Here is a 23,177-nt window from a genome sequence, read left to right as displayed (position 1 = left end):
GTTCCATTGCATTCCACAAAAGGATTTCCCGTTACTATCCCTAACGCGAATCTCGGTAAATAGAAAATATCAATTTCAATCACAATAACAAATTCAATAGAAGTGAAAATATCAATTTCATCCAAATTAAACACGCTTTAATTTCCTTTAAATATTCCAAACTTCATTGCTTTTCAGGATTTTCAGAAAGAATTTTTTCATTCGCTCAACTCCGACAGAGTTTAAAACTCTGTCGGAGTTACTTACAACTTTTACTATCTTTGAAAATCCAACACACAACTAATGAGATATTACAGTTTACTACTTCTAATTTCAACTTTTGCTTTTGCGCAAGACTTTCAACAACACGTAAATCCTTTCATCGGAACCGGCGGACACGGACATACTTTTCCAGGAGCTACAATACCTTTTGGAATGGTCCAACTTTCTCCAGATACGCGAATTGATGGAAGTTGGGACGGTTGTTCCGGCTATCATTATTCAGATGATGTGATTTATGGATTTTCGCACACGCATTTAAATGGGACAGGAGTTTCCGATTTTGGCGACATTATGTTGATGCCAACAATGGGCGAAACAAGTTTTGACAATAAAATTTATTCTTCGAAATTTTCACACAAAAACGAAAAAGCATCTGCCGGATTTTACAGTGTCAAGTTAGATAAGCATAACATTGATGTTCGATTAACGACTTCAACACGCGTTGGTTTTCACGAATATAAATTCAATGAAAGTGGTCAAGCAAATATTATTTTGGACTTAAATCACCGAGATAAATTGTTGATGGGCGAAGTTCGAATCATCGACGACAAAACGATTGAAATCATGCGAAACAGTGAAGCTTGGGCAACCAATCAGTTTGTCTTTGCACGAATTGAATTCAGCAAGCCGATGAAAATTACTTCGGTAAATAACAATGCAGTTTCACCTGCAACAGTAACAGACAAATTGTTCGCTGGAACTTTATTAGCATTAAGTTTTTCGACGCAAGTCAAAAAAGGAGAAACGGTTAAGATAAAAGTAGCGCTTTCGCCAACATCAACCGAAGGAGCAAAGCTGAATATGTCAGAAATCAATCATTGGGATTTTGAAAAAGTAAAAAAAGAAACCGAAGCACTTTGGAACAAAGAACTTACTAAAATTGAGGTTACTTCTAATGATAAAGATAAATTGGCTATTTTTTACACGGCATTATACCATACAATGATGCAACCTAACATTGCACAAGATTTAGATGGCAAATATCTTGGTAGAGACAATAAAATTCATACTGCCGAAGGATTTGAGTACTATTCTGTTTTCTCGCTCTGGGACACGTTTAGAGCGGCTCATCCGTTGTACACTTTGATTGACAAGAAACGAACGTCAGATTTCATCAACACTTTTCTAAAACAGTACGAACAAGGCGGGAGGTTACCGGTTTGGGAATTGGCTTCCAACGAGACGGATTGCATGATTGGTTATCATTCGGTTTCAGTTATGGCAGATGCAATGGCAAAAGGAATTAAAGGTTTTGATTATGAAAAAGCATTTGAAGCTTCAAAACATTCTGCAATGTTAGACCATTTAGGTTTAGATGCTTACAAGAAAAACGGATTTATTTCGATTGATGACGAACATGAAAGTGTTTCAAAAACGGTGGAATATGCGTATGACGATTGGTGTATTGCTCAAATGGCGATGCTTTTAAACAAAAATGAAGATTACGATTACTTCATGAAACGTTCTCAAAGTTGGAAAAATCTGTTCGATTCAGAATCAGGTTTTATTCGTCCAAAGAAAAATAGCGGTTGGGACAAACCATTCGACCCGAGAGAAGTGAACAATAATTATACAGAAGGAAATGCATGGCAATATACATTCTTCGTTCCTCAAGATATTCCAGGAATGATTGAAGCGTATGGTGGAAATGCAAAATTCGAAGCGAAACTTGATGAAATGTTTAACGCTGAAAGTAAAACTACGGGTCGTCAGCAAGTCGATGTTACAGGTTTAATTGGACAATATGCTCATGGAAACGAGCCAAGTCATCACATGGCATATTTGTACAATTATATTGGCAAACCCGAAAAAACGAACGAGAAAGTAAAGTACATTTTAGATAATTTCTACACCAATACTCCAGACGGTTTAATTGGAAACGAAGATTGTGGACAAATGAGTGCTTGGTATGTTTTGAGTTCTATGGGGATTTATTCGGTAACTCCAGGGAAAGCTAGTTGGGATTCTACTCAACCTTATTTTGACAAAATAAAATTCAATTTAGACAATGAGAAAATTAGTGAGATTACTAAAACTTCCACTAAAGAAGAATTAAAAAACATTGGAAGTTTTTATAATGAAGCTATAAGGAGTAGTAATTTTTTTAAATATACTGATATCGTTACTGTGCCAGTAATTCAAGCGGACAGTAAATCATTTAAAGATAAATTGAAGATTGAGATTACTTCGCAAAATCCAAAAGATGAGATTTTTTATATGTTTCAAAGTGCAAGTCCAGGAAAACCAGCTTGGATGAAATATACAAATCCATTAGAAATTTCACAATCTGAAAAAATTCAAGCTTACGTGAAAAGAGATGGAAAAGGTAGCAATGCTGTTTCAGCTGAATTCTTCAAAAAACCAAACAATTACACAATTGACATCAAATCAAAATACGACCCACAATATCATGCCGGTGGAGCAGAAGGTTTAATCGATGGAATTTATGGAACTACGAACTGGAGAAAAGGCGAGTGGCAAGGTTTTCAAGGACAAGATTTTGAAGCTATCGTAGATTTGAAAGAAGCAAAATCAATTCAAAATTTCAGTTCAAATTATTTACAAGATTCGCGTTCGTGGATTTTAATGCCAACTAAAGTCGATTATTATACTTCAAATGACAATGTAAATTTCACGTTTGTAGGAAGTGTTCAGAACGATGTGGATCCCAAAGAAACCGATAATAAAATCAAGAACTTCGACTTCAAAGCAAAGAATGCAATCAAAGCGAGATACGTAAAAGTAAAAGCAACCAATTACGGAATCTTACCAGAATGGCATCAAGGTTATGAAGGAAACGCTTATATTTTTATTGATGAAATCGAGGTAAAATAAAAAAAGAGACACAGATTTAAGAAATTAGAATAATTTTTAAAATTTCTCGAATTTCTTAAATCTTTGTTCCAAATAGAAAAACAAATCTACTCTTTCGTTCCCCAAGGAGCTGAAGGGTTTGGAATTACTTTCGTTAAATCAAAAGTCACCGTAAATACTTTATCAGAACCGGTTCGACGTAAATTATATGAATACGATTTTTCATCTAAAGTGATCCACCAAACGTTATTGGAAGCATAAGCAATCAAGTCAGAAGTTTGTTGGTCTGCTGGAAACATTTGCAAATTTGACAAACCGGAATTCGTAGTCGTTCCGCCGTACATGGTTATTTTATCTTCGCTTCCGTCTTTGTGTCGGTGATCGTGTTTTAGTTGGATTCTATCATTTTCATACATCAAAACCCATGTTCTCGACTTATCATCTCCTACAAAAAACGGAATTCTAATAGTATTATCGTCACAAGCGCGAACGTGCATTACTAATTTTTTCCCTGCGAAATCATCGTTTGCAGGAGCACTAGTCAAAGTTCCTTCATACGATTTCCCACAATGTTTTTTTAGGTTTTCCCAGAATTGTGCCGCCCCTGATTTTTCTTGAGCGACTGTAAATTGAAGACTTAACAGCGTAATCAATAAAAAGATATTTTTCATATTCTTAAATTTTGGACAAGATAGCCAATTCATTTTTATGCCGATTGTAGATTGATTATCTTTAATAAAAATTCAACTATGAAATGAGCATTACCTAAAATTGGTGGCAAAACCAATTAAGATATGCGAATTACATATGACCGATAAAAAACAATAAATATCTACATATGAAAGTAGCTTTGATTCAAACCAGTTTAGTGTGGGAAAATGCCGTAGAAAACCGCAGTCATTTGGTACAAAAGATTACGGGTTTCATGGAAGAGGTGGATTTGATTGTATTGCCCGAAATGTTTTCTACTGGTTTTACGATGCATCCAAAAGCAGTTGCGGAAACTATGGAAGGCGAAACCGTGGCTTGGTTGCAACATTTGGCGAAAGCCAAAAATTGTGCGATTACAGGAAGTTTAATCATTAAAGAAAACGCAAATTATTACAACCGACTCGTATTCGTTTTTCCTGATGGCAAAATGGAATATTACAACAAGCGTCACTTGTTCAGTTTGTCCGGTGAAGACAATGAGTTTACGGCAGGAACTGACAAATTGATTGTAGAGTATAAAGGTTGGAAAATCTGTCCGCTCATTTGTTACGATTTGCGATTCCCCGTTTATTCTCGCAACACGGACAATTATGATTTGTTGATTTATGTCGCAAATTGGCCAAAAGCCAGAGCAAATGCTTGGAATTCTTTGCTACAAGCACGAGCGATTGAGAATATGAGTTATACAATCGGACTAAATCGCATAGGGAAAGATGAAAATAAAAACAGCTATTCGGGTGATTCTCAAATCGTGGATTGTTTAGGGAATTTCACTGTAGAACCGCAACAATGTGATGAAGTTTATATCGTGACATTAGACAAGGAAACACAAGACCGAAATCGTAAGAAATTTGGATTTCTGAACGATGCGGATGCATTTAAACTCGTTTAAGGCGCTAAAATAAAAGGTTGATCAACATCCCAATTGGCGCGAACGTCTATTTCGTCAGGGAAATAAATGACTTCTTCGCTTTGCATTTTGTCCCAATAACTACCTGCATCCCATTTTTTATTTCCGTTGGTATCGTAAATAATTCGAACGATAAAAGTTCCCGGTTGAATCAAATTGAACCTTGCAACAGGTTCGCTTTCTAAATACTCAGAGTCGATTACTTTTCCTTTGGCATCAGTAAGTTGTACAATCACAGGAAAGCGCTTTAGGTTTTCTAATTTCATCGTCAGATTTCCGTAATCGCTCGTTCCTTTCGTGTTTAATTTGTATTGTAAAGTATCATTCGACCTTTCGTAGAAATCAGTTAAAGCTCCTGGTAGTAGCGTGATTTTGTACTTTTGTTCCGGTTCCTTCGTAAAATTAAATTTTAGTTTTTGATTGAACTCGTCGTACTCCGTTGTGAAGTCGACTGCAACAGAATCTTTGTTGACCAAAGTCATTTTAGTTTTGTCAAATTTAGTCAAAGGTATAAAACTCGTCAATTCAAAATGCTCTCTAAAATGAATCGTTCCAGAAGGTTTTGGCGTAAAGCTTAACGAATCATTCTTTTGTTCTTTAATTTTGAAATAATAGTCTTTTGAATAATCGCCTCGATCCAATAATAGTTGTAAGGAATCGGCTTTTACAACTGGAAACCAGATCTGAACGGAGTCTTTTTGCGGCAGTTTAGTTACCACTGTTTTTAAAATTTCATTCCCGTTTTTTAAAGTAATATTCATTTTTTCAGCATCACCCGTATAACCCAAAGTCGCTCTATTTCCAGAAACTTGAGCAGGTTTGAACGTTTTGAAATTTAAAACCTCCTGAAACAATTTCAAATTATAAGATTCATTTTCAGCACCAATAACTATGGGTTCTTTGTAAAAAGCGATTTTGTCTTTTCCGGGATTGTAGATAAAGTTGTTATTATTGTCTTTTAAAGCAATCAATTGGTATGTTCCGGCTTTTATATTTTCAATTTTGAAAGTCGTTGCACTGTCTAATGTGTTGGTAACATATCTTGGTTTTTCTTTATAAACGGTTGAGTCGTTGTATTTTTCATTGATTTCATACAGCATCACGGTAACAAAATTATCGCTTTTGGCTTCTAATGCATCTTGAATCGTTCCCGAAACGGATAGTGAATCGATGTAACTTCCGGTTGAAAAAACGTATTTAAACTGGGGAAAGACATTGCCTTCATTATTGTCCTGAATACTTTGTCCAAAATTTAAACTGTACGTTGTATCCGGTTTTAAAGTGTCTTTTATTTTAATGGAAATATATTTACTCGCACTCGTTGGCGTGATAACAGGTGCCGTATTCATTGGCGGAGAAACGATTAATTGCTTGTTGACGTCTTTCAATTTTACATATTCATCGAAATACAATTTGATCTCGTTTCCTGTAAAATTAGTTTTGTATTTTTTAGGGACACTTTCGCGTAAAATCGGTGCCAAGGTATCTTTAAAACCTCCGGTAATGTTTCCTCTTTTTGCGCAACCAATGAGTAGAATTGCCAATAGAACCAATAAATAACGTGATGCGATTTTCAACATAAAAAAGTGAAATTTGTAAGTCACAAAATAACAATTATAATTAGTGTGAATGAAATGTTTTTAAGTAAAGTTGTGAGTTTTAATTTTGTTTTTGAATACGTTAATTATAAGAAATTGCGCTATTTTAAAATTAATGAGCAATTACAAATAATAGAACTACAGAAGCTATAATAGTTAACGGTAAAAGCAGCGTCTTCACAATTGAAAACTTCTTTCTTTCCGATTTTGAAATTTTATCGATTGCAATTGTTTTGGTTTCAAACTTACTCCAAACGGCAAGTGTACTATCGGTTTTACTGGTAATGGTTATGATGTCTTCTTTTTTACCTTGTTTAATTCTGTACGACTTTCCAACTTCATATTGACTGGAATTATTTTCAACCGCTTTATATGAAAAACAACTCTGACATGCTATTGCAATGACTAAAAACAAAAGGCCTTTTTTCATAACTTGATTTTTAGTTAAAAGTAAATGTAGAAATAATAACAATGCAAATAAGTTTTTTTTAATAGAATCAACTTTGCGACATCGCCATACAAACAATACTAATTTTAATACCTGGAATTTCTAAAAGTGCTTTTCCGGCTGCTTCAAGAGTTGCACCAGTAGTCATTACATCATCGATTAATAAGAAATGCTTGTTGTGGTGTTCGGTGGTGAAATAGGATTGAAAAGTATGTGATTTAATTTCATTTCGACCCATCAAGTTTTTAAAAGTTTGGGTTTTACTGTGTTGAAGTCTTTTTAAAATACTGTTGTCAAAAGGACAATTTAATTGTTTTGAAAGTGCCTCTCCAAAAGTTGTTACTTGATTGTATCCGCGTTTTTTAAATTTTCTTTTATGTAACGGAATTGGAATAATGGCGTCGATTGATCGCAAAGTTTCGCAGTTTTGAAGTTCTGTTCCGTACCAATTTCCAATCAAAGTACCCACTTCTTGATGGCCACGGTATTTTAAATTATGAATCAGTTCTTGAGCGATTCCCTTTTTGTGAAAATACATCAACGACGAAACATGTTCAATCGGAAGCCGACCGTAAAATTTGGTCATCGCTTCATTTTCTAGATTTAAATGTTGGTTTGTCAGTGGAAGATCATGCCGACATTGGGTACAAATTACAGCTTCATTAGCTAATAAAAATTTTTCGCAGCCCAAACAAGCAGGTGGAAAGAATAGATTAAATAGGGAATTAATCATTTGTACGGCTTTTAAAATTAAATTTGAAAATGATTTTTAAATCAATTTCGTGGCGATTATCTTACGATAAAAGTACATAAAATTTTAATACAATGCACAATATGAATGATTTAGAACGATATATTTTTTAGTATCTATAAAAAAACTCCCGATCAATTACCGCGAGTTTCTGTAGAATATAATAATTTAAAAAATTATTTCTTTTTTTTATCTGAATTCATCATGATAAAAACGGCGGCAATAAGTCCAATGATTACCAAACCAAAAACGAAGACCATTATAAATGTGCCGTTGTCCAATGTAAAAAGTGTTGTGTCTTTCATGTTTTACAGAATTTTAGATATTGGCCAAATGTAAAGCACTTGTGCTATAAGTGCTATGACATTTGTCATAATTTACCTTATTTAGAATCAAACCTGCTTCTTTTTTGGAGTATAAAATAAAAAACTCCCAATAAAATTGAGAGTTCTTAAAAAATAATATTTCTTAAACTATTATTTACCTTTTCCTGAAGCTTCTAAATTGCGTTCAATTTTATGTCCTGGACGAGTCCATTTTGGTTTTTCGCCTAAAGGAGCAAATTCAGAATCTGCTGCTTCAACCGTTTTTGGTTGTGAAACTTTCGTAAACGGTTTTTGTGGATTTAAGCCTAATTTTTCAAACATTTTCATGTCTTCATTAACATCGGGATTTGGTGTTGTAAGTAATTTGTCTCCGGCAAAAATTGAATTGGCTCCAGCCAAAAAGCACATTGCTTGACCTTCACGGTTCATATTCATCCGTCCTGCAGAAAGTCGGACTTGCGTTTGTGGCATTATGATTCTAGTAGTAGCAACCATTCGGATCATTTCCCAAATTTCAACAGGTAATTCTTGTTCCATTGGTGTTCCTTCAACGGCAACTAAAGCGTTTATTGGCACAGATTCCGGTTGTGGATTCAGAGTAGATAAAGCAACCAGCATTCCTGCACGGTCTTCAATACTTTCGCCCATTCCGATAATTCCGCCGCTACAAACGGTTACATTTGTTTTCCGAACATTTTCAATCGTTTGCAAACGGTCTTCGTAACCACGTGTTGAAATGACTTCTTTATAATATTCTTCTGACGTATCTAAATTGTGATTGTAAGCGTATAATCCCGCTTCTGCTAAACGTTTTGCTTGATTCTCCGTAATCATACCTAAAGTACAACATACTTCCATGTCCAGCTTATTAATGGTACGAACCATTTCTAATACTTGGTCAAATTCTTCGCCATCTTTTACATTTCTCCAAGCAGCACCCATACAAACACGAGATGAACCACCTTCTTTAGCTCGTAAAGCTTGTGCTTTTACTTGAGAAACGGTCATCAAATCGTTGCCTTCTACTTTCGTGTGGTAACGAGCGGCTTGTGGACAATAGCCACAATCTTCTGGACAACCTCCAGTTTTTATGGATAATAAAGTGGAAACTTGAACCACGTTAGGGTCGTGAAATTGACGGTGAACAGTTGCAGCTTCAAATAATAAGTCCATCATCGGCTTATTATAAATCGCTATTATTTCTTCTTTCGTCCAGTTATTTCTAGTAGTACTCATCTTAAAATTTTATAATGTTCCAAAAGTAGCGATTTCCCTTTTAAGTAAAAAGCAATTTTTTGATAAACGAAAAAAGCGCCTAAATTTGTAGTTTTACAAAAACAAGCGCTTCATTTATCTAGTTTGAGAAGTTTAATCGACCTGATTGATCGTCTCTACTTTATTTTTCCATAACTGCATTAATATGAAGGTGATAATTATGGAAGATGCCATGGATTCAAATAACAACCCAATGCAATAGTAAGAAATATTTAAATCGCCACCACCAAATAAAAATCCTTTAGATAACTTTGCTAAATATTCCTCTCCACCTTTATATTGAATATAAAAGAGCAAACTTCCGACGCTTAGAATAGCTCCAACCATTGAAGTAATAATTCCTGAAATCAAATTGGTAAAATACCCAGTGATTCCGTCTTGGTGATTTTGCTTAATTGTTAAGTTTATTCCGAAGCCAATAATTACGATATTTAAAATTCTTAGATAAAACTCGTCGGCTAATCCTGAATATTCAATCACTAGAAAGTAAATGGCAATACCGAGGTATATGATAAATCCATTGATGAGTTCGCGTTTCAGTTTCATGGTTTTTTGTTTTAAAATAAATTATTGTCTTAAAAATACAAAAATTAAGTCTTGATCGGAGAAATACTAAAAATGATTTAATATAATTTTAAGAAAAATTCAACGCTTTTGTTACATGAAATTTTTAAAGAGAGTGCCATTATTTGTAAAGGTTTGGCACTAGAATCCAATCGTCGTGGCCAAAATAGTTCCATTTCGCAGTAGTAAAATTAACAGTAGGATCTATAAACAAATAGTACGGACCTCCATTTATAGAAACTTTCGAATCAACGTAAATATCAACTTCTTGATTGTTTTTTGCAAATTCGTTTTTAATAATTTGTGTCATTTGCCAAATTCCATCCGGATTTGCTGCTACAAAATATTTTTGTTTATGCGTCAATCGATCCTTGTAATTGTAGGGAATTTGCGTATTTGTTGTACGATCCATTATTCTAAAATCGGTAACTGCATGTCGGCTGCGAAGCATCATTCGCCAACTCAGACGATGGCCTTCTTCCGTCCATAAAACGTCGTGCGGAATAAACCAATGCCGAACAGGTAGCGCTAATTGAATGATAAAATAAGGTATAAAAAACCAAATTAAAAGTGGTTTAGTCGCGTAAGAAATCTCGAAGGATTCAAGTCGTGGCTTTGCTTTAAAAAAGATCTTTCTAATAAAATCAGGTGGATAACAAAACACAATAAAGGATAAAGCGAAGAAGGGGAAAATACCAATTTGTAAAAACACAGCATTGAAAATATGAAAAAATAAAGCTGCAAAAAAGGCAACTGTTCGTGTCTTCCGGTATAGAAATAAAGGAATAATCAAGAGGTCAAACAGAATTCCCGAGTAAGCGATGAACAGGTGAAATATAGTATGGCTGAGTATTGGTTCTAAAATTTTGAAGGGACTACTAATAAATAATAACTTAGGAAAACTACCGTCTAACCAACCCGGATAGAATTTAGCAACCGTTGCAAAAAAATACATAATGGCTACTTGTGCAATCATGACCCAAGAACACCATTGCGGCATTGAAAGCCGTTTCAAGTCAGGATTATTTCTCGCGTCAAGCGAAGCATATTGATTTGCGGGAAGAACAATCATAATTAAACTCACTAATAGCAACAAATAATAGTGGTTATTATAGGAAGATTTTTGCATAAAATAAACACCGGACCACAAGATTGTAAATGCAATTATACTAAATCGGTATTTAAAACCCAACATGATACCAATACCCAAAACTCCCATCAAAGCATAGTAATAATACATACCAGCTCCAGGCAAAGGTTGCAGCCATTCTAAACCAATATGTGAAAAAGTAAATTCAGGATCAATAAAAACGCGCTTTACCCAACCAGTTGCAATGGCTCCAAAACTTTCTAACGCGAGAAGTAAACCGAAAAAGATTCGGAAAATAATTAACGGTGCGTTGTCAATGGGTTTGAATAATTGAAGTCGCATTTTTTATTCATTTTCAAAAAGTTGTCGGGCGAAAAGTTGGTCTTTATTTAACTGTGCCTTTAAATCATCCACAGAATTAAACTTTTGTTCGTCTCGAATGCGTTTTATCAATTCAACGGTGATTGTTTGACCGTATAAATCGGCATCAAAATCAAATAAATTCACTTCAATAGAGAGCGTTTGACCTTCAACAGTGGGATTTGTACCAATGTTTAGCATTCCCTTCACTTCTTGATTTGCAATAAAACATTTTACAGCATAAACACCAATAGCAGGAATTAGTTTGTATGATTCTTCAATATTTACATTTGCTGTGGGAAAACCAATCGTTCTTCCGAGCTTTTTACCGTGAATAACTGTACCTGAAAAAGAATAATGATACCCTAAGTATTCGTTTGCCAAGGCAATTTTTCCTTCATTCAAAGCATTTCTGATTTTTGTAGAACTGATGGAAACTTCGTCAATTTCTTTCGCCGAAATTTGCTCTACTTCAAAGCCGTATTCTTTGCCGTACAAGATCAAATCATCAATATTAGCCGTTCTGTTTCTTCCGAAACGGTGGTCGTGACCAATGATTATTTTTTTGATATTAAAAATATCGACTAGAATATTTTTAACAAATTCTTCGGCAGTTAATCTAGAGAACGCTTGGTCAAAAGGGTGAATGATCAAGTTTTGCAAGCCAGCTTTTTCTAGAAGTGCCGTTCGTTCAGCAATAGTATTGAGCAACTTTATATCCGATTCTTTCTGCAAAACCATTCTGGGATGTGGGAAGAAAGTAAGAATTAAACTCTGTTCTTCCTCCGAACTCGCTTTCAACAAACGTTCGATAATCTTCGTATGTCCCACATGAACCCCGTCAAAAGTACCTAAAGTAAAAATAGTTTTCTTTGAAGTCGTGAAATCGTGTATAGAATGATAAATATTCAAAATTGCGCTTTTATTCGCGACAAATTTAAGCGATACAATCCATAAATGAAATCATAACGTATATAATTTAAAGTTTAACATATTTTTTGACTTGTTCAATTATTAAACATGAAGTTATTCTTATATTTGGCATCTTATCACATTGATTTTTATCTTTTAAATATATTTTCATGAAAAAAATTACATTATTACTAATTGCGATTTTTACGTTCTCTCTAAGCTTTGGACAGAATGCTTGGACAAAATCAGACGAATCCCGAGTTGGAATGTTAGAAAAAGTTAATCGTAGTTCATTTCCTACCACTTATAAATTATTTCAACTTGATTTAGTGAAGTTTAAACAACAGTTGGAAGGAGCTCCCGTTCGTGGTGCTTTTTCGGGTCGTTCTACACAACTCATTTATTTGCCCAATGCGGAAGGATATTTAGAACGTTTTTACGTTATGGAAACGCCAATTATGGAAGCAGAATTAGCTCGAAAATTCCCCATGATAAAATCGTATGCTGCTCAAGGAGTGGATAATCCGGGGTCAGTAGCACGATTTTCTGTTACGCAATTTGGTTTGCACAATATTACTTTTACACCTGGTAAAAGCACTATATACATTGATCCTTATACTTCAGATCTTGCAACTTATATTGTTTATGAAAGAAGTGCACTTAGTGAAACGGCACAAGATTTTGAATGTTTGACTGCGGAAGATGTTGCATTGCCAAGTTTAGAACGCAATATACTAGAGGAAAGTAGAGCAAATGCAACGGATGATTCTAAATTAAGAACCTATCGATTGGCTTTATCTTGTACGGGAGAATATGGTGCTCTTTTTGCTGGAGCGGGAACTGTTCAACAGAAAAAAGCGAATATCCAAGCGCGAATGGCAATTACCATGACGCGTGTAAACGGTGTTTATGAAAGAGATTTAGCGATTACAATGATTTTTGTGGCTAATAATGACTTAATTATTTATTTTAATGCTTCGAATGATCCATGGACGGGTGAGTACAATACTAAAACGGCTCAAACGATCGATGCAGCTATTGGTTTAGCGAATTATGATATTGGACACAATTTCAACACAAGTGGTGGTGGAAATGCGGGATGCATTGGTTGTGTATGTAGTACAACAAGTTCACCAAGCAGTTCTAGTCATAAGGGACGTGGTTATACAGGTCGTTCGAATCCAACGGGTGATGCTTTTGATATTGATTATGTGGCACATGAAATGGGTCATCAATTTGGCGGTTATCATACCCAATCCAATTCCAGTTGTTTTTCAGGAAGTGGTTTGACGGAGGTAGAGCCTGGAAGTGCTTCGACAATTATGGGTTACGCAGGAATTTGTGCGCCAAATGTTCAGAATAAAAGTGATGATTATTTTCATTACGTAAATATTCGCGACATTACGAATAATATAAAAAGTGGTGTAAGTTCAAGTTGTGCTCAAATCACCGTTTTTACCAACACAGCACCTGTGGTAAGTCCGCTTCAAAATTATGTAATCCCAAAGTCAACTCCTTTTGTATTGACAGGTAACGCCACAGATGCTGATGGAGATGCATTAAATTATACTTGGGAACAGAATGATCCTGAGCTTTCCAATCAAGCAAATTCAGCGGGACCCGGTCAGTTTGAAACTTCTGGACCATTGTTTCGATCAGAGAGAGGAACAGTAAGTCCTTCTCGTTTCTTTCCAAAAAAAGCAACTATTTTAGCAGGTCAATTAGCTACAACATGGGAAGTTTTACCAGCTGTTGGACGGGTTATGAATTTTGCATTAACGGTTCGTGACAATGCCGCAGGAGGCGGTCAAACTGGAACAGGTGAGATGAAAGTAACAGTTTCTGATGTTGCAGGACCTTTTTCTATAACCTCACAAAATGCGACAATTTCGTATCCAGGTGGCTCGAATCAGATCATTACTTGGGACGTAGCTTCTACTGATCTTGCACCAGTAAATACCAGATTTGTAGATATTTACATGTCTACCAATAACGGAAGTACTTTTCCAATTTTATTAGCAAGTCAAGTGCCAAATGATGGTTCTGAGATTGTGACGATTCCAAATCTTGTTGGAACGACCAACCGAATAATGGTACAAGGTCATGATAATATCTTCTTTGATATTTCTAACGCCAATTTCACAATTACGGAAGCACCAAGTACTTTTTCAGTAACAGCTTTAAGAATAGAAGGTGAACAAAATAAATCAGTGTGTAAAGGAGGTTCATTAAATTATACTTTATCATATGAAACTTATGGAGGATTTAGCGGAACTACTACTTTTACAGCGGCAAATTTACCTGCAGGAATTACGGTAAGCTTTAATCCGGCTTCTGCGACAAGCGATACGGATGTACTGATGACGCTAAATTCTTCAACGGACGTGATTCCGCAATTATATACGATTAATGTACAAGCCGTTTCAGGTGGCACAACGAAAGTGCTGAATTTCTATGCAAACATTTTAGATAATGCTTTTACCGCTGTAAACTTGACGACACCAACAAATGCAGCCGTAGTAACACCAAACGAGGTCCTTTTTAATTGGACAGCTTCTAATGGAGCTACAAATTACGACGTTCAAATTGCTACAGATGCAAATTTCGACACCATTGTTGAAACTGCAACTGTGGCTACCAACTCCTATATTTCAACAACCTTAGAAAGTTTACAATCTTATTTTTGGCGTATCCAACCTAAAAATGAGGGTTGTTCTGCTGCATTCAGTAACGCCTCAACTTTCTCGACTACTTTCTGTGGATTTGCTGAATCTTTAGATGTTCCTATTGGTATTTCACTTCAGCCAAGTACGATAACTTCCACAATTACTGTTGACGCACTGGATAGTGTGACAATAAACGATGTAAAGGTGAAGTTAGATATTTCACACACTTGGATCAGTGACCTGACAGTTACTTTAACAAGTCCAAATGGAACCGTAGTTCAGTTATTCTCAAATAAATGTGGATCACGTGATAACATCATTGCTACTTTTGATGATGCAGGAACAACTATATTTTGCGGTACTAATCCTGCGATTTCCGGCACTATAATTCCAGCTCAACCCTTAGCAGGTTTCAACGGACAAACTTCACAAGGAGTTTGGACATTAACGGTTAGCGACCTAACGAACGGTGATGGAGGAGTTTTAAACAGTTGGGGAATTAACTTCTGTAGTCCAACGCCGCCTTTAGAAGTGGTGAAAAATGAGTTCTCAGATTTAATGGTGTATCCAAATCCTAATAGTGGAAACTTTAACGTAAAATTCAATAATGCAACTACGGATAAAGTTACCTTGAAAGTGTACGACATGAGTGGTAGAACTATTTTCAACAAAAATTATAATGTAAAAGGTAATTTCAATGAAAATGTGCAGTTAAATACAATTCAATCGGGTGTATATTTAATGGCAGTGTCTGATGGTGAAAGAACACAAGTGGAAAGAATTATAATTAAGTAGATTTCCACAATTAATAATGAAGAAACTCAACTAGTAATAGTTGGGTTTTTTTGTGAAATAAATTTTAAAATTAGAATATTTAAGTACGCAATATTCTTATTGTGAAAGATTTACTAAATTAATGAAAAAACACACATGCATTTAAGTTTTATGATCGGTTTTGTAAACTGACAAAATGCGTTGTAAAGCAAATATCACAAATGAAATCTAGTTTGAAACTACTCCTAAAGAGTTTACTGACGCATTGTTTCATACTTATCGGATGCCAATGCTTTTCTCATTTGAACACGTGACTTTTCATGCCAAGGTGGCAATTGATGCAGGTACAATCACAGTTAAAACTACGGAATCTAAATATTCAAGAAGAAACAAAATAAAATCATTCCACAACAACAGTTTAATTTATATCTAAACTTATAATTTACTTGGTGGTTTTTGTATGAAAGAAGTTTTTGCAATAAAGATGCTTAGATTTCAAAAGAAGTGGTTTTTCACCTTAATTATTCGCTATAGTACAATCAATTTTATACTTTTGCAACACTATGGCAAAACAAGAAGATTTATTCAAAAATGTAGTTTCGCACGCAAAAGAGTATGGATATATTTTTCCGTCAAGCGAAATTTATGATGGTTTAAGTGCGGTTTATGATTACGCACAAAATGGCGTTGAATTAAAGAAAAACATCCGTGAATACTGGTGGAAATCGATGGTGCAAATGCACGAAAACATCGTAGGTCTTGACGCGTCAATTTTGATGCATCCTACGACTTGGAAAGCATCTGGACACGTTGATGCTTTTAACGACCCGTTAATTGACAACAAAGATTCTAAAAAAAGATACCGTGCCGACGTTTTAATTGAGGATTATGCCGAAAAATTAAATCAGAAAGCCGAAAAAGAAATAGAAAAAGCAAGTGTTCGTTTTGGTGAAGCGTTTAATAGAGCTGAATATGAAACGACCAACCCTCGTGTGATGGAATACCTTTCTAAAAAGAACAGTATTCTAGCACGAATGGGGAAATCTCTTGGAGACGGAGATCTTGCCGATGTTAAAGCATTAATTGAAGAATTAGAAATCGCTGACCCAGAAACCGGTTCTAAAAACTGGACCGAAGTGAAGCAATTCAATTTGATGTTTGGTACAAAATTAGGAGCTTCTGCTGATACTGCGATGGATTTATACCTTCGTCCAGAAACGGCTCAAGGTATTTTTGTTAATTTCTTAAACGTACAGAAATCAGGCAGAATGAAAATCCCGTTTGGAATTGCTCAAACAGGAAAAGCGTTCCGTAACGAAATCGTTGCCCGACAATTCATCTTCCGTATGCGGGAATTTGAACAAATGGAAATGCAATTTTTTGTAAAACCAGGCGAAGAAATGAAATGGTACGAATACTGGAAAACAACCCGACTAAATTGGCATTTGTCTTTAGGTTTAGGCGAGAAAAACTACCGCTTCCACGACCACGATAAACTAGCACATTATGCCAATGCAGCCGCTGATATCGAATTTAATTTCCCATTCGGATTTAAAGAATTAGAAGGAATTCACTCGAGAACGGATTTCGATTTGAAAGCACACGAAGAATTTTCAAACAAGAAATTACAATATTTCGATACGGAAGAAAACAAAAATTACACGCCTTATGTGGTGGAAACATCCGTAGGTTTAGACCGAATGTTCTTATCTGTTTTTGCAACTTCATTAAAAGAAGAAGAATTAGAAGACGGTTCAACACGTACGGTTTTAAAATTACCATCGGTTTTAGCACCTACAAAAGCTGCCATTTTACCATTGGTAAAGAAAGATGGTTTGCCCGATATCGCTAAACAAATTATGGCAGATTTAAAATGGGATTTCAACGTAGCTTACGACGAAAAAGATGCGGTTGGAAGACGTTACCGAAGACAAGATGCTTTGGGAACGCCGTTCTGTATAACTGTAGATCATCAAAGTATCGAAGATCAAACGGTTACTATTCGTCACCGTGATACTATGAAGCAGGATCGAGTAGCCATCACTGATTTACGAGAAATTATTGAAAGTGAAGTTTCGATGAAAAATTGGTTGATGAAGATAGGGAAGTAAATTTCCAACTTTCATAAATTAAAAACGGAGACCCTAAAGTCTCCGTTTTTTTTATTCCATAAATAAAGCTTTTAGCTCCGTTGCTTCTGATGGTTTCATCTTTCCGGCTAAAACTAAACTCAATTGTTTTCTTCGTAAAGCCGCTTCGAAACGTTGTTTTTCTAATTCAGTTTCTGGGATTACTTGTGCTACTTCCACAGGTCTTCCTGTATCGTCAACAGCCACAAAAGTATAAATGGCTTCATTCGCTTTATTTTTATGACCCGATTCACGGTCTTCAATCCAAACGTCAATGTAAATTTCCATAGAACTTTTAAAGCTCCGAGAAACTTTTGCTTCAACCGTAACCACACTTCCTAAAGGAATAGCACGGTTAAAAGCCACGTGATTTACCGATGCCGTAACCACAATTCTTCGCGAATGTCGTCGAGCAGCAATACTTGCAGCACGGTCCATTCGGGCAAGTAATTCACCACCAAATAAATTATTCAAAGGATTTGTTTCGCTCGGCAAAACTAAATCGGTTAAAATCGCTAAAGATTCGGATGCAAATTTTGGTGTCATCAGTTTTTTAGCAAAGATAGCAACGTAAAAACAAAAATCCCGATGAAACATCGGGATTTTTTATTAATCTTTAATCAAAAGCCAAGCTTCTCGATTGTCTGTTCTGTGAATTTCTTTCAAGGCTACTTGCGATTCAGCGTAGGTGCTGTAGCTACCGTAAAGTACCGGAACCAAGCCGTATTTATTTCGTTCTAATATTTTTCCTTTAAAACCTTTTGCTTCAAGTATTTTTAACTGTTTTGCCGCATTGGTTTCACTGCTAAAAGCGCCTGCTACAATATGATAGGCTTTCTTTTCTTCTTTTACCGTTAAAGTAACATTTGGCAACGGATTTTCGATGAAAAAAGTTGCTTCTTGTATTTTATTTTGAACGTCTTTTTGAACTTCAGTTTGCACCAATCTCATTTCTTCGTCCATTTTAGTATCGTACACTTTGTAACCAATACTTCCGGCAACCGATAATGCTAAAATGAAAACAGCAGCATATTTTAAGTATGAATTTCTAGAAGAAGTTGTCGGTTCAGTAACCATAACGATCGGTTCAGAAACAACTGCTTCAGGCATTTTTTCAAGAACTTCGCGTTGTACCAATGGCGAAACAAAACTATTCAAACCAAATGACGCCGTATTAAAATTAACTTGGCTCGACGCTTCAAAACTTAAAGTTCCTGAAGTGTTGAGGTGCAAAGTTCCCACTGCATTCAAAATAATATTTTGTTGGTTCAATAAAGCATTTTTCCAAAGAGAAACTTCTTTTGAAATATTTTGAACAGCAATTTCATAACCAATCATTTCAGCTTGTGAAATGTGATTCGCTAGAAGTCCATCGTTATTTTTCAAATTAGAATTAAACGAAATCACTTTTTTCGGCGGGTAAAACGTATTCGTGCTTTCCACCAATTGAGCCGGCTGAATTTCGGTCAAAAAAGCTCCGAATCCAGGTACAGTCACACATTGGTATCTGTATAAAAGTTGCGCGATATAATGTTCCATCTTCATAGCAACAAAGTTAGATATTAAGGCATGAGAACAAAATTTTATCAACAATTTTTATTAACAATTTAAAAAAATAGCTTTAATTTGATATTCAATTATTTGCCATGACAGAACAAGAATTATTTTCGCTTTTAGCCCTCCAAAAAGTAGAATTGGTGGGCGATGTAGTTGCCAAGAAACTACTCAACCACTTTGAAAGTGCGTCCGCTATTTTTGAAGCCAAAGCCAATAAGTTGACTTCAATTGATGGAATTGGTTCCGTTTTAGTAAAAAACCTCAAAGACAAATCTGTTTTTGCGAAAGCAGAAGCCGAATTGAAATACATTCAAGACAACGATATTGACGTACTTTATTACAAAGATATTTTATATCCTGAAAAACTCAAACACTGTTTCGACTCACCTATTTTATTGTTTTCAGCCGGAAACATCGACTTGCAAAAGCGAAGAATTATTAGCATTGTAGGAACGCGTCAAGTCACTTCGCATGGCGCTGAATTTTGCAGAAATCTAATTGCAGAAATAGCTCCTTTGAATCCAATAATCGTCAGTGGATTCGCTTACGGCGTTGACATTGTGGCTCATCAAGCGGCAATGGAACACGGCTTACAAACAATTGGAGTTTTAGCACATGGTTTGAACCAAATTTATCCTGCTTCTCATAAAAAGTATTGCAAAAAAATGGAAGAAAATGGTGGTTTTATGACGGAGTTTTGGAGCAACAGCAATCCCGATAAAGAAAATTTCGTCAAAAGAAATCGGATTGTAGCGGGAATGTCTGAAGCAACAATCGTCATTGAATCTGCCGAAAGAGGCGGTTCCTTAATTACTGCAATGTTGGCAAATGATTACAATCGCGATGTTTTTGCAGTTCCGGGAAGAATTACAGACAAGTATAGTTTGGGGTGCAATAATCTGATTAAAACCCAAAAGGCAAATTTGTTAACCAGTGCCGCCGATTTAATTTACATGCTAAATTGGGACATTAAAGAATCGACAAAAGGAGTTCAAAAGCAACTATTTGTCGATTTACAACCTGACGAACAAATAGTCTACGATTATCTTTTGCAAAAAGGAAAAGAATTAATGGATACGATTGCTTTAGATTGCGGTTTTCCTATTTACGTTTTATCAGGAATGTTATTAAACATGGAACTGAAAGGAGTAATTAGACCTTTGCCGGGGAAATTATTTGAGGCGATTTAGACAAAAAAAGCGACACTAACTTAATAGCATCGCTTTCAATATTTAAACCAAAAATTAAACTTATTCCATTAACGTAATTTTGCGTTCTACAGAAGTATTTTCTCCAGAAACGACATTTCCACTTGCATCCATAAGGGTCAATTTAATTACGTTTTCACCCATTGGAAGTCCAGTGATTTGGTAAGGTCTCCATTCGTCTAACATGAAATCCTGACCGTTTACGTTTGCTTGTACTTTATATCCGTCTTTTGCTAATGTGGTGTTGACTACAAAAAAGTCCAATAAAATCGCTTTTGTATCTGCACCTTTATATTCGCCTTTTGGACGGCTGTAAAACAACATTGGTGCAGTTGGCGTTGCTAATTTTTCATAAGCTCCTTTGTCGTTAATTTTGAAATGCTCCAACACGAATGCATCTTTTTCCTTCAAAGATTCATGATAAGAACGCGATAAAAAAGACAGTAAATAATGTTCGCTTCCTTTTTTCAACTTCACTTCGTTTTCAGGTTTGTACAAAGCTGCATAAGGCGTGTTGTCCAAAATATAATGAATGTGTTGACCTTGGCCGGAATTTGCCATGTGTTCACCATTATGACCTTCGGTATGCATCGTTAATTCAAAATTAGCCACTTTGTACATTGTTTTAAAACTCACAGAATCGGCGTCAGCTGAAGTAGCAACTTGTGAGCTAATCGTTAACTTGGCACCTGGAAACATTTTAGAATCTTCAATTGGAGTCACTGCAATTTCAGATTTTGCAGGCGTTTCAATTGTGGTTTCAACTGTTGTATCGATTTTTTTTTCATCTTTACAAGAAGTCATTGTGGCAAGAGCTAAAGTAAAAAGTCCCAATGAGGACAAGTGTATTTTTTTCATAATATGAATTTGTTTGCATTAAGTTCCATAAAATTATACAATAGATTTGGCTTAAACAGAATGTGGTTATTAAAATTTTCTTAAATAAATTTTAATAACCACATTCTTAGTGTTATAGATGAAAATGCATTTATTCGTAACCCAATTTTTCACGAACTCTTTTCAAAACGCCATTTGCTACAACCTTTGCTTTTTCTGCACCTAAAGCCAATGCTTCGTCAATTTCCGAAGTATGTGACATGTAGTAATTGTATTTTTCGCGTTCGGTTTTAAAACGTTCTGTAATCAGTTCAAACAAGGCTTGTTTTGCATGACCCCAACCAAAATCTTTATTTACATTCTTGTATTTCTCCGTTAATTCTGCGATTTGTGTTTCAGTTGCCAATAATCTATAGATCGCAAACACCTTACATGTTTCCGTGTTTTTAGGTTCTTCCAAAGGCGTGCTGTCGGTTTCAATAGACATTACTTGTTTGCGCAATTTTTTATCATCCAAGAAAATGTTGATGATATTATTCGCTGACTTACTCATTTTCCCACCGTTAGTTCCGGGAACATATTTCGTGTCTTCTTGCAAATAAGATTCAGGTAAAACAAAAGTTTCGCCCATTTGATTGTTGAAACGAGAAGCCACATCGCGGGTAATTTCAATATGCTGCAATTGGTCTTTTCCAACAGGAACAAATTCAGCATCATACAATAAAATATCAGCCGCCATCAGCATTGGATAGGTAAATAATCCTGCGTTTACATCGCTTAATCTGTCTGATTTATCTTTAAAAGAGTGTGCCAATGTCAAACGTTGAAACGGAAAAAAACAACACAAATACCACGATAACTCAGCCGTTTGCGGAACATCCGATTGACGGTAAAAAGTTACTTTATTAATATCAACACCACAGGCAAGCCAAGTTGCTGCAGTACTGTATGTGTTTTCTCTTAATATTTGTCCCTCTTTTATTTGCGTGATGGAATGTAAATCAGCAATAAAAAGAAAAGTTTCGTTCTCAGGTTTGTTCGATAATTCGATTGCAGGAATGATCGCACCTAAAAGATTTCCTAAATGAGGCGTTCCTGTACTTTGAACCCCGGTTAAAATTTTTGCCATAATCCACTTAATTTTAGCAAAGGTACCGATTTTCGTAAAAAGTAAAGATTGAATTCTTACATTTGAGCCACTTAAAATTTTTGTATTTAAAGTTTTCATTAATCATCAGGACAATGCGTTTTCTTAAAATCATTTTTTGGACTATTTGGCGGATTTGGTTTTACCTAATGATGGGACTTCCCATTATTGTAATGTTTCCGTTGCTTTTTGTCGCGAGTTTAAAAGAAAAATGGTATCCGTACTTTTTTGTTTTAGCACGAATTTGGGCAAAATCTACCTTATTTACGTCGGGTTTTTATTATACCGTAGAAAAAGAAACAAAATTAGAGAAACAGAAAAGTTATATGTTTGTCGCGAATCATACTTCAATGACCGATATTATGTTGATGTTGGCTGTCAATAAAAAGCCGTTTGTCTTTGTAGGAAAAGTGGAATTGGCAAAAATTCCCTTGTTCGGATATTTCTACAAAAGAACGTGCATTTTAGTGGACCGTGCTAATTCTAAAAGCAGAATGGCCGTTTTTGAAAGAGCTCAGAAAAGATTAAACAGCGGTTTGAGTATTTGTATTTTTCCCGAAGGTGGTGTTCCAAATGACGAAACAATTGTTCTAGATGAATTTAAAGATGGTGCGTTTCGTTTAGCAATTGAACATCAAATTGCTATCGTGCCTTTGACATTTGCTGATAATAAAAAACGATTCTCCTACACTTTTTTTAGTGGTGGACCTGGAATCATGCGCGTGAAAATTCACAAACCTATTCCAACCGAAGGCAAAGGAATGAATGATAAAAAGGAAATAAGAGACGAAACAAGAACTGTGATTTATCATCAGTTGTTGAAATTTAACGCTTAATTT

The 23,177-nt window shown here is 35.4% G+C and carries 19 protein-coding genes; 6 read left to right on the top strand and 13 right to left on the bottom strand.

The features are described from left to right. Positions 1-282 precede the first annotated feature (282 nt). Positions 283-3,096: a GH92 family glycosyl hydrolase gene (locus YWA_RS0113140; protein ID WP_022828977.1), complete on the top strand. Its 2,814-nt coding sequence runs from the start codon at positions 283-285 to the stop codon at positions 3,094-3,096. 86 nt (positions 3,097-3,182) lie between these two features. Here the strand turns inward: YWA_RS0113140 and YWA_RS0113135 are convergent, their stop codons facing one another. Then, on the bottom strand, positions 3,183-3,746 hold the full coding sequence (locus tag YWA_RS0113135) for a hypothetical protein (protein WP_026718802.1): 564 nt from the start codon (positions 3,744-3,746) through the stop codon (positions 3,183-3,185). Between the two features lie 167 nt (positions 3,747-3,913). Between YWA_RS0113135 and YWA_RS0113130 the strand changes: the two genes are divergently transcribed. Then, positions 3,914-4,678: an amidohydrolase gene (locus YWA_RS0113130; protein WP_022828975.1), complete on the top strand. Its 765-nt coding sequence runs from the start codon at positions 3,914-3,916 to the stop codon at positions 4,676-4,678. Here the strand turns inward: YWA_RS0113130 and YWA_RS0113125 are convergent. The 8 genes from YWA_RS0113125 to YWA_RS0113090 all read right to left on the bottom strand — a co-directional run bounded on the left by YWA_RS0113125 (position 4,675) and on the right by YWA_RS0113090 (position 12,020). Then, positions 4,675-6,276 carry an Ig-like domain-containing protein gene (locus tag YWA_RS0113125; protein ID WP_022828974.1) on the bottom strand — a complete coding sequence of 534 codons (1,602 nt, stop codon included), beginning with the start codon at positions 6,274-6,276 and terminating at the stop codon, positions 4,675-4,677. The two genes, YWA_RS0113130 and YWA_RS0113125, sit on opposite strands and share 4 nt — an antisense overlap. A gap of 130 nt (positions 6,277-6,406) precedes the next feature. Continuing rightward, positions 6,407-6,724 carry a hypothetical protein gene (locus YWA_RS0113120; protein ID WP_022828973.1) on the bottom strand — a complete coding sequence of 106 codons (318 nt, stop codon included), beginning with the start codon at positions 6,722-6,724 and terminating at the stop codon, positions 6,407-6,409. 67 nt (positions 6,725-6,791) lie between these two features. Further along, positions 6,792-7,475 (bottom strand): ComF family protein, encoded by a 684-nt coding sequence (locus tag YWA_RS0113115; RefSeq protein ID WP_022828972.1) that lies wholly within the window; start codon positions 7,473-7,475, stop codon positions 6,792-6,794. Between the two features lie 194 nt (positions 7,476-7,669). Then, complete coding sequence (locus YWA_RS15865; protein ID WP_022828971.1) at positions 7,670-7,798, bottom strand: hypothetical protein; 129 nt, start codon at positions 7,796-7,798, stop codon at positions 7,670-7,672. A gap of 171 nt (positions 7,799-7,969) precedes the next feature. Then, on the bottom strand, positions 7,970-9,055 hold the full coding sequence (bioB, locus tag YWA_RS0113105) for a biotin synthase BioB (protein ID WP_022828970.1): 1,086 nt from the start codon (positions 9,053-9,055) through the stop codon (positions 7,970-7,972). A 132-nt stretch (positions 9,056-9,187) separates the two neighbouring features. Beyond that, the gene (locus YWA_RS0113100) at positions 9,188-9,640 is read right to left on the bottom strand and encodes a hypothetical protein (protein WP_022828969.1); all 453 of its coding nucleotides are present in this window, start codon (positions 9,638-9,640) and stop codon (positions 9,188-9,190) included. A 139-nt stretch (positions 9,641-9,779) separates the two neighbouring features. Beyond that, complete coding sequence (locus YWA_RS0113095) at positions 9,780-11,090, bottom strand: HTTM domain-containing protein (RefSeq protein WP_022828968.1); 1,311 nt, start codon at positions 11,088-11,090, stop codon at positions 9,780-9,782. 3 nt (positions 11,091-11,093) lie between these two features. Then, on the bottom strand, positions 11,094-12,020 hold the full coding sequence (locus YWA_RS0113090; protein WP_022828967.1) for a bifunctional riboflavin kinase/FAD synthetase: 927 nt from the start codon (positions 12,018-12,020) through the stop codon (positions 11,094-11,096). Between the two features lie 170 nt (positions 12,021-12,190). Here YWA_RS0113090 and YWA_RS15140 point away from each other — a divergent pair, with 170 nt between their 5' ends. Both YWA_RS15140 and YWA_RS0113075 read left to right on the top strand, forming a co-directional pair. Beyond that, on the top strand, positions 12,191-15,481 hold the full coding sequence (locus YWA_RS15140) for a reprolysin-like metallopeptidase (RefSeq protein WP_022828966.1): 3,291 nt from the start codon (positions 12,191-12,193) through the stop codon (positions 15,479-15,481). 542 nt (positions 15,482-16,023) lie between these two features. After that, positions 16,024-17,571 carry a glycine--tRNA ligase gene (locus YWA_RS0113075; protein WP_022828964.1) on the top strand — a complete coding sequence of 516 codons (1,548 nt, stop codon included), beginning with the start codon at positions 16,024-16,026 and terminating at the stop codon, positions 17,569-17,571. A 51-nt stretch (positions 17,572-17,622) separates the two neighbouring features. On the opposite strand, the gene YWA_RS0113070 is transcribed toward YWA_RS0113075, so the two are convergent. Together YWA_RS0113070 and YWA_RS0113065 are read right to left on the bottom strand one after the other, a co-directional pair. Next, positions 17,623-18,135, bottom strand: coding sequence for an acyl-CoA thioesterase (locus tag YWA_RS0113070; RefSeq protein ID WP_026718801.1), 513 nt, complete (start codon positions 18,133-18,135; stop codon positions 17,623-17,625). A 63-nt stretch (positions 18,136-18,198) separates the two neighbouring features. Further along, complete coding sequence (locus YWA_RS0113065) at positions 18,199-19,134, bottom strand: HU domain-containing protein (protein WP_022828962.1); 936 nt, start codon at positions 19,132-19,134, stop codon at positions 18,199-18,201. 101 nt (positions 19,135-19,235) lie between these two features. Between YWA_RS0113065 and dprA the strand changes: the two genes are divergently transcribed. Beyond that, the gene (gene dprA, locus YWA_RS0113060; protein ID WP_022828961.1) at positions 19,236-20,336 is read left to right on the top strand and encodes a DNA-processing protein DprA; all 1,101 of its coding nucleotides are present in this window, start codon (positions 19,236-19,238) and stop codon (positions 20,334-20,336) included. A 60-nt stretch (positions 20,337-20,396) separates the two neighbouring features. On the opposite strand, the gene YWA_RS0113055 is transcribed toward dprA, so the two are convergent. Next, positions 20,397-21,212, bottom strand: coding sequence for a hypothetical protein (locus YWA_RS0113055; protein ID WP_022828960.1), 816 nt, complete (start codon positions 21,210-21,212; stop codon positions 20,397-20,399). 130 nt (positions 21,213-21,342) lie between these two features. Beyond that, positions 21,343-22,320: a tryptophan--tRNA ligase gene (gene trpS / locus YWA_RS0113050; RefSeq protein ID WP_026718799.1), complete on the bottom strand. Its 978-nt coding sequence runs from the start codon at positions 22,318-22,320 to the stop codon at positions 21,343-21,345. Between the two features lie 113 nt (positions 22,321-22,433). Between trpS and YWA_RS0113045 the strand changes: the two genes are divergently transcribed. Further along, positions 22,434-23,174, top strand: a complete 741-nt coding sequence (locus YWA_RS0113045) for a lysophospholipid acyltransferase family protein (RefSeq protein WP_022828958.1) — start codon at positions 22,434-22,436, stop codon at positions 23,172-23,174. Positions 23,175-23,177 lie beyond the last annotated feature (3 nt).

The sequence above is a fragment of the Flavobacterium antarcticum DSM 19726 genome (genome assembly GCF_000419685.1).
Lineage (GTDB): Bacteria > Bacteroidota > Bacteroidia > Flavobacteriales > Flavobacteriaceae > Flavobacterium > Flavobacterium antarcticum.
The sequence above is the reverse complement of the archived record's forward strand: the minus strand, read 5'-3'. Positions and strand labels throughout refer to the sequence as shown.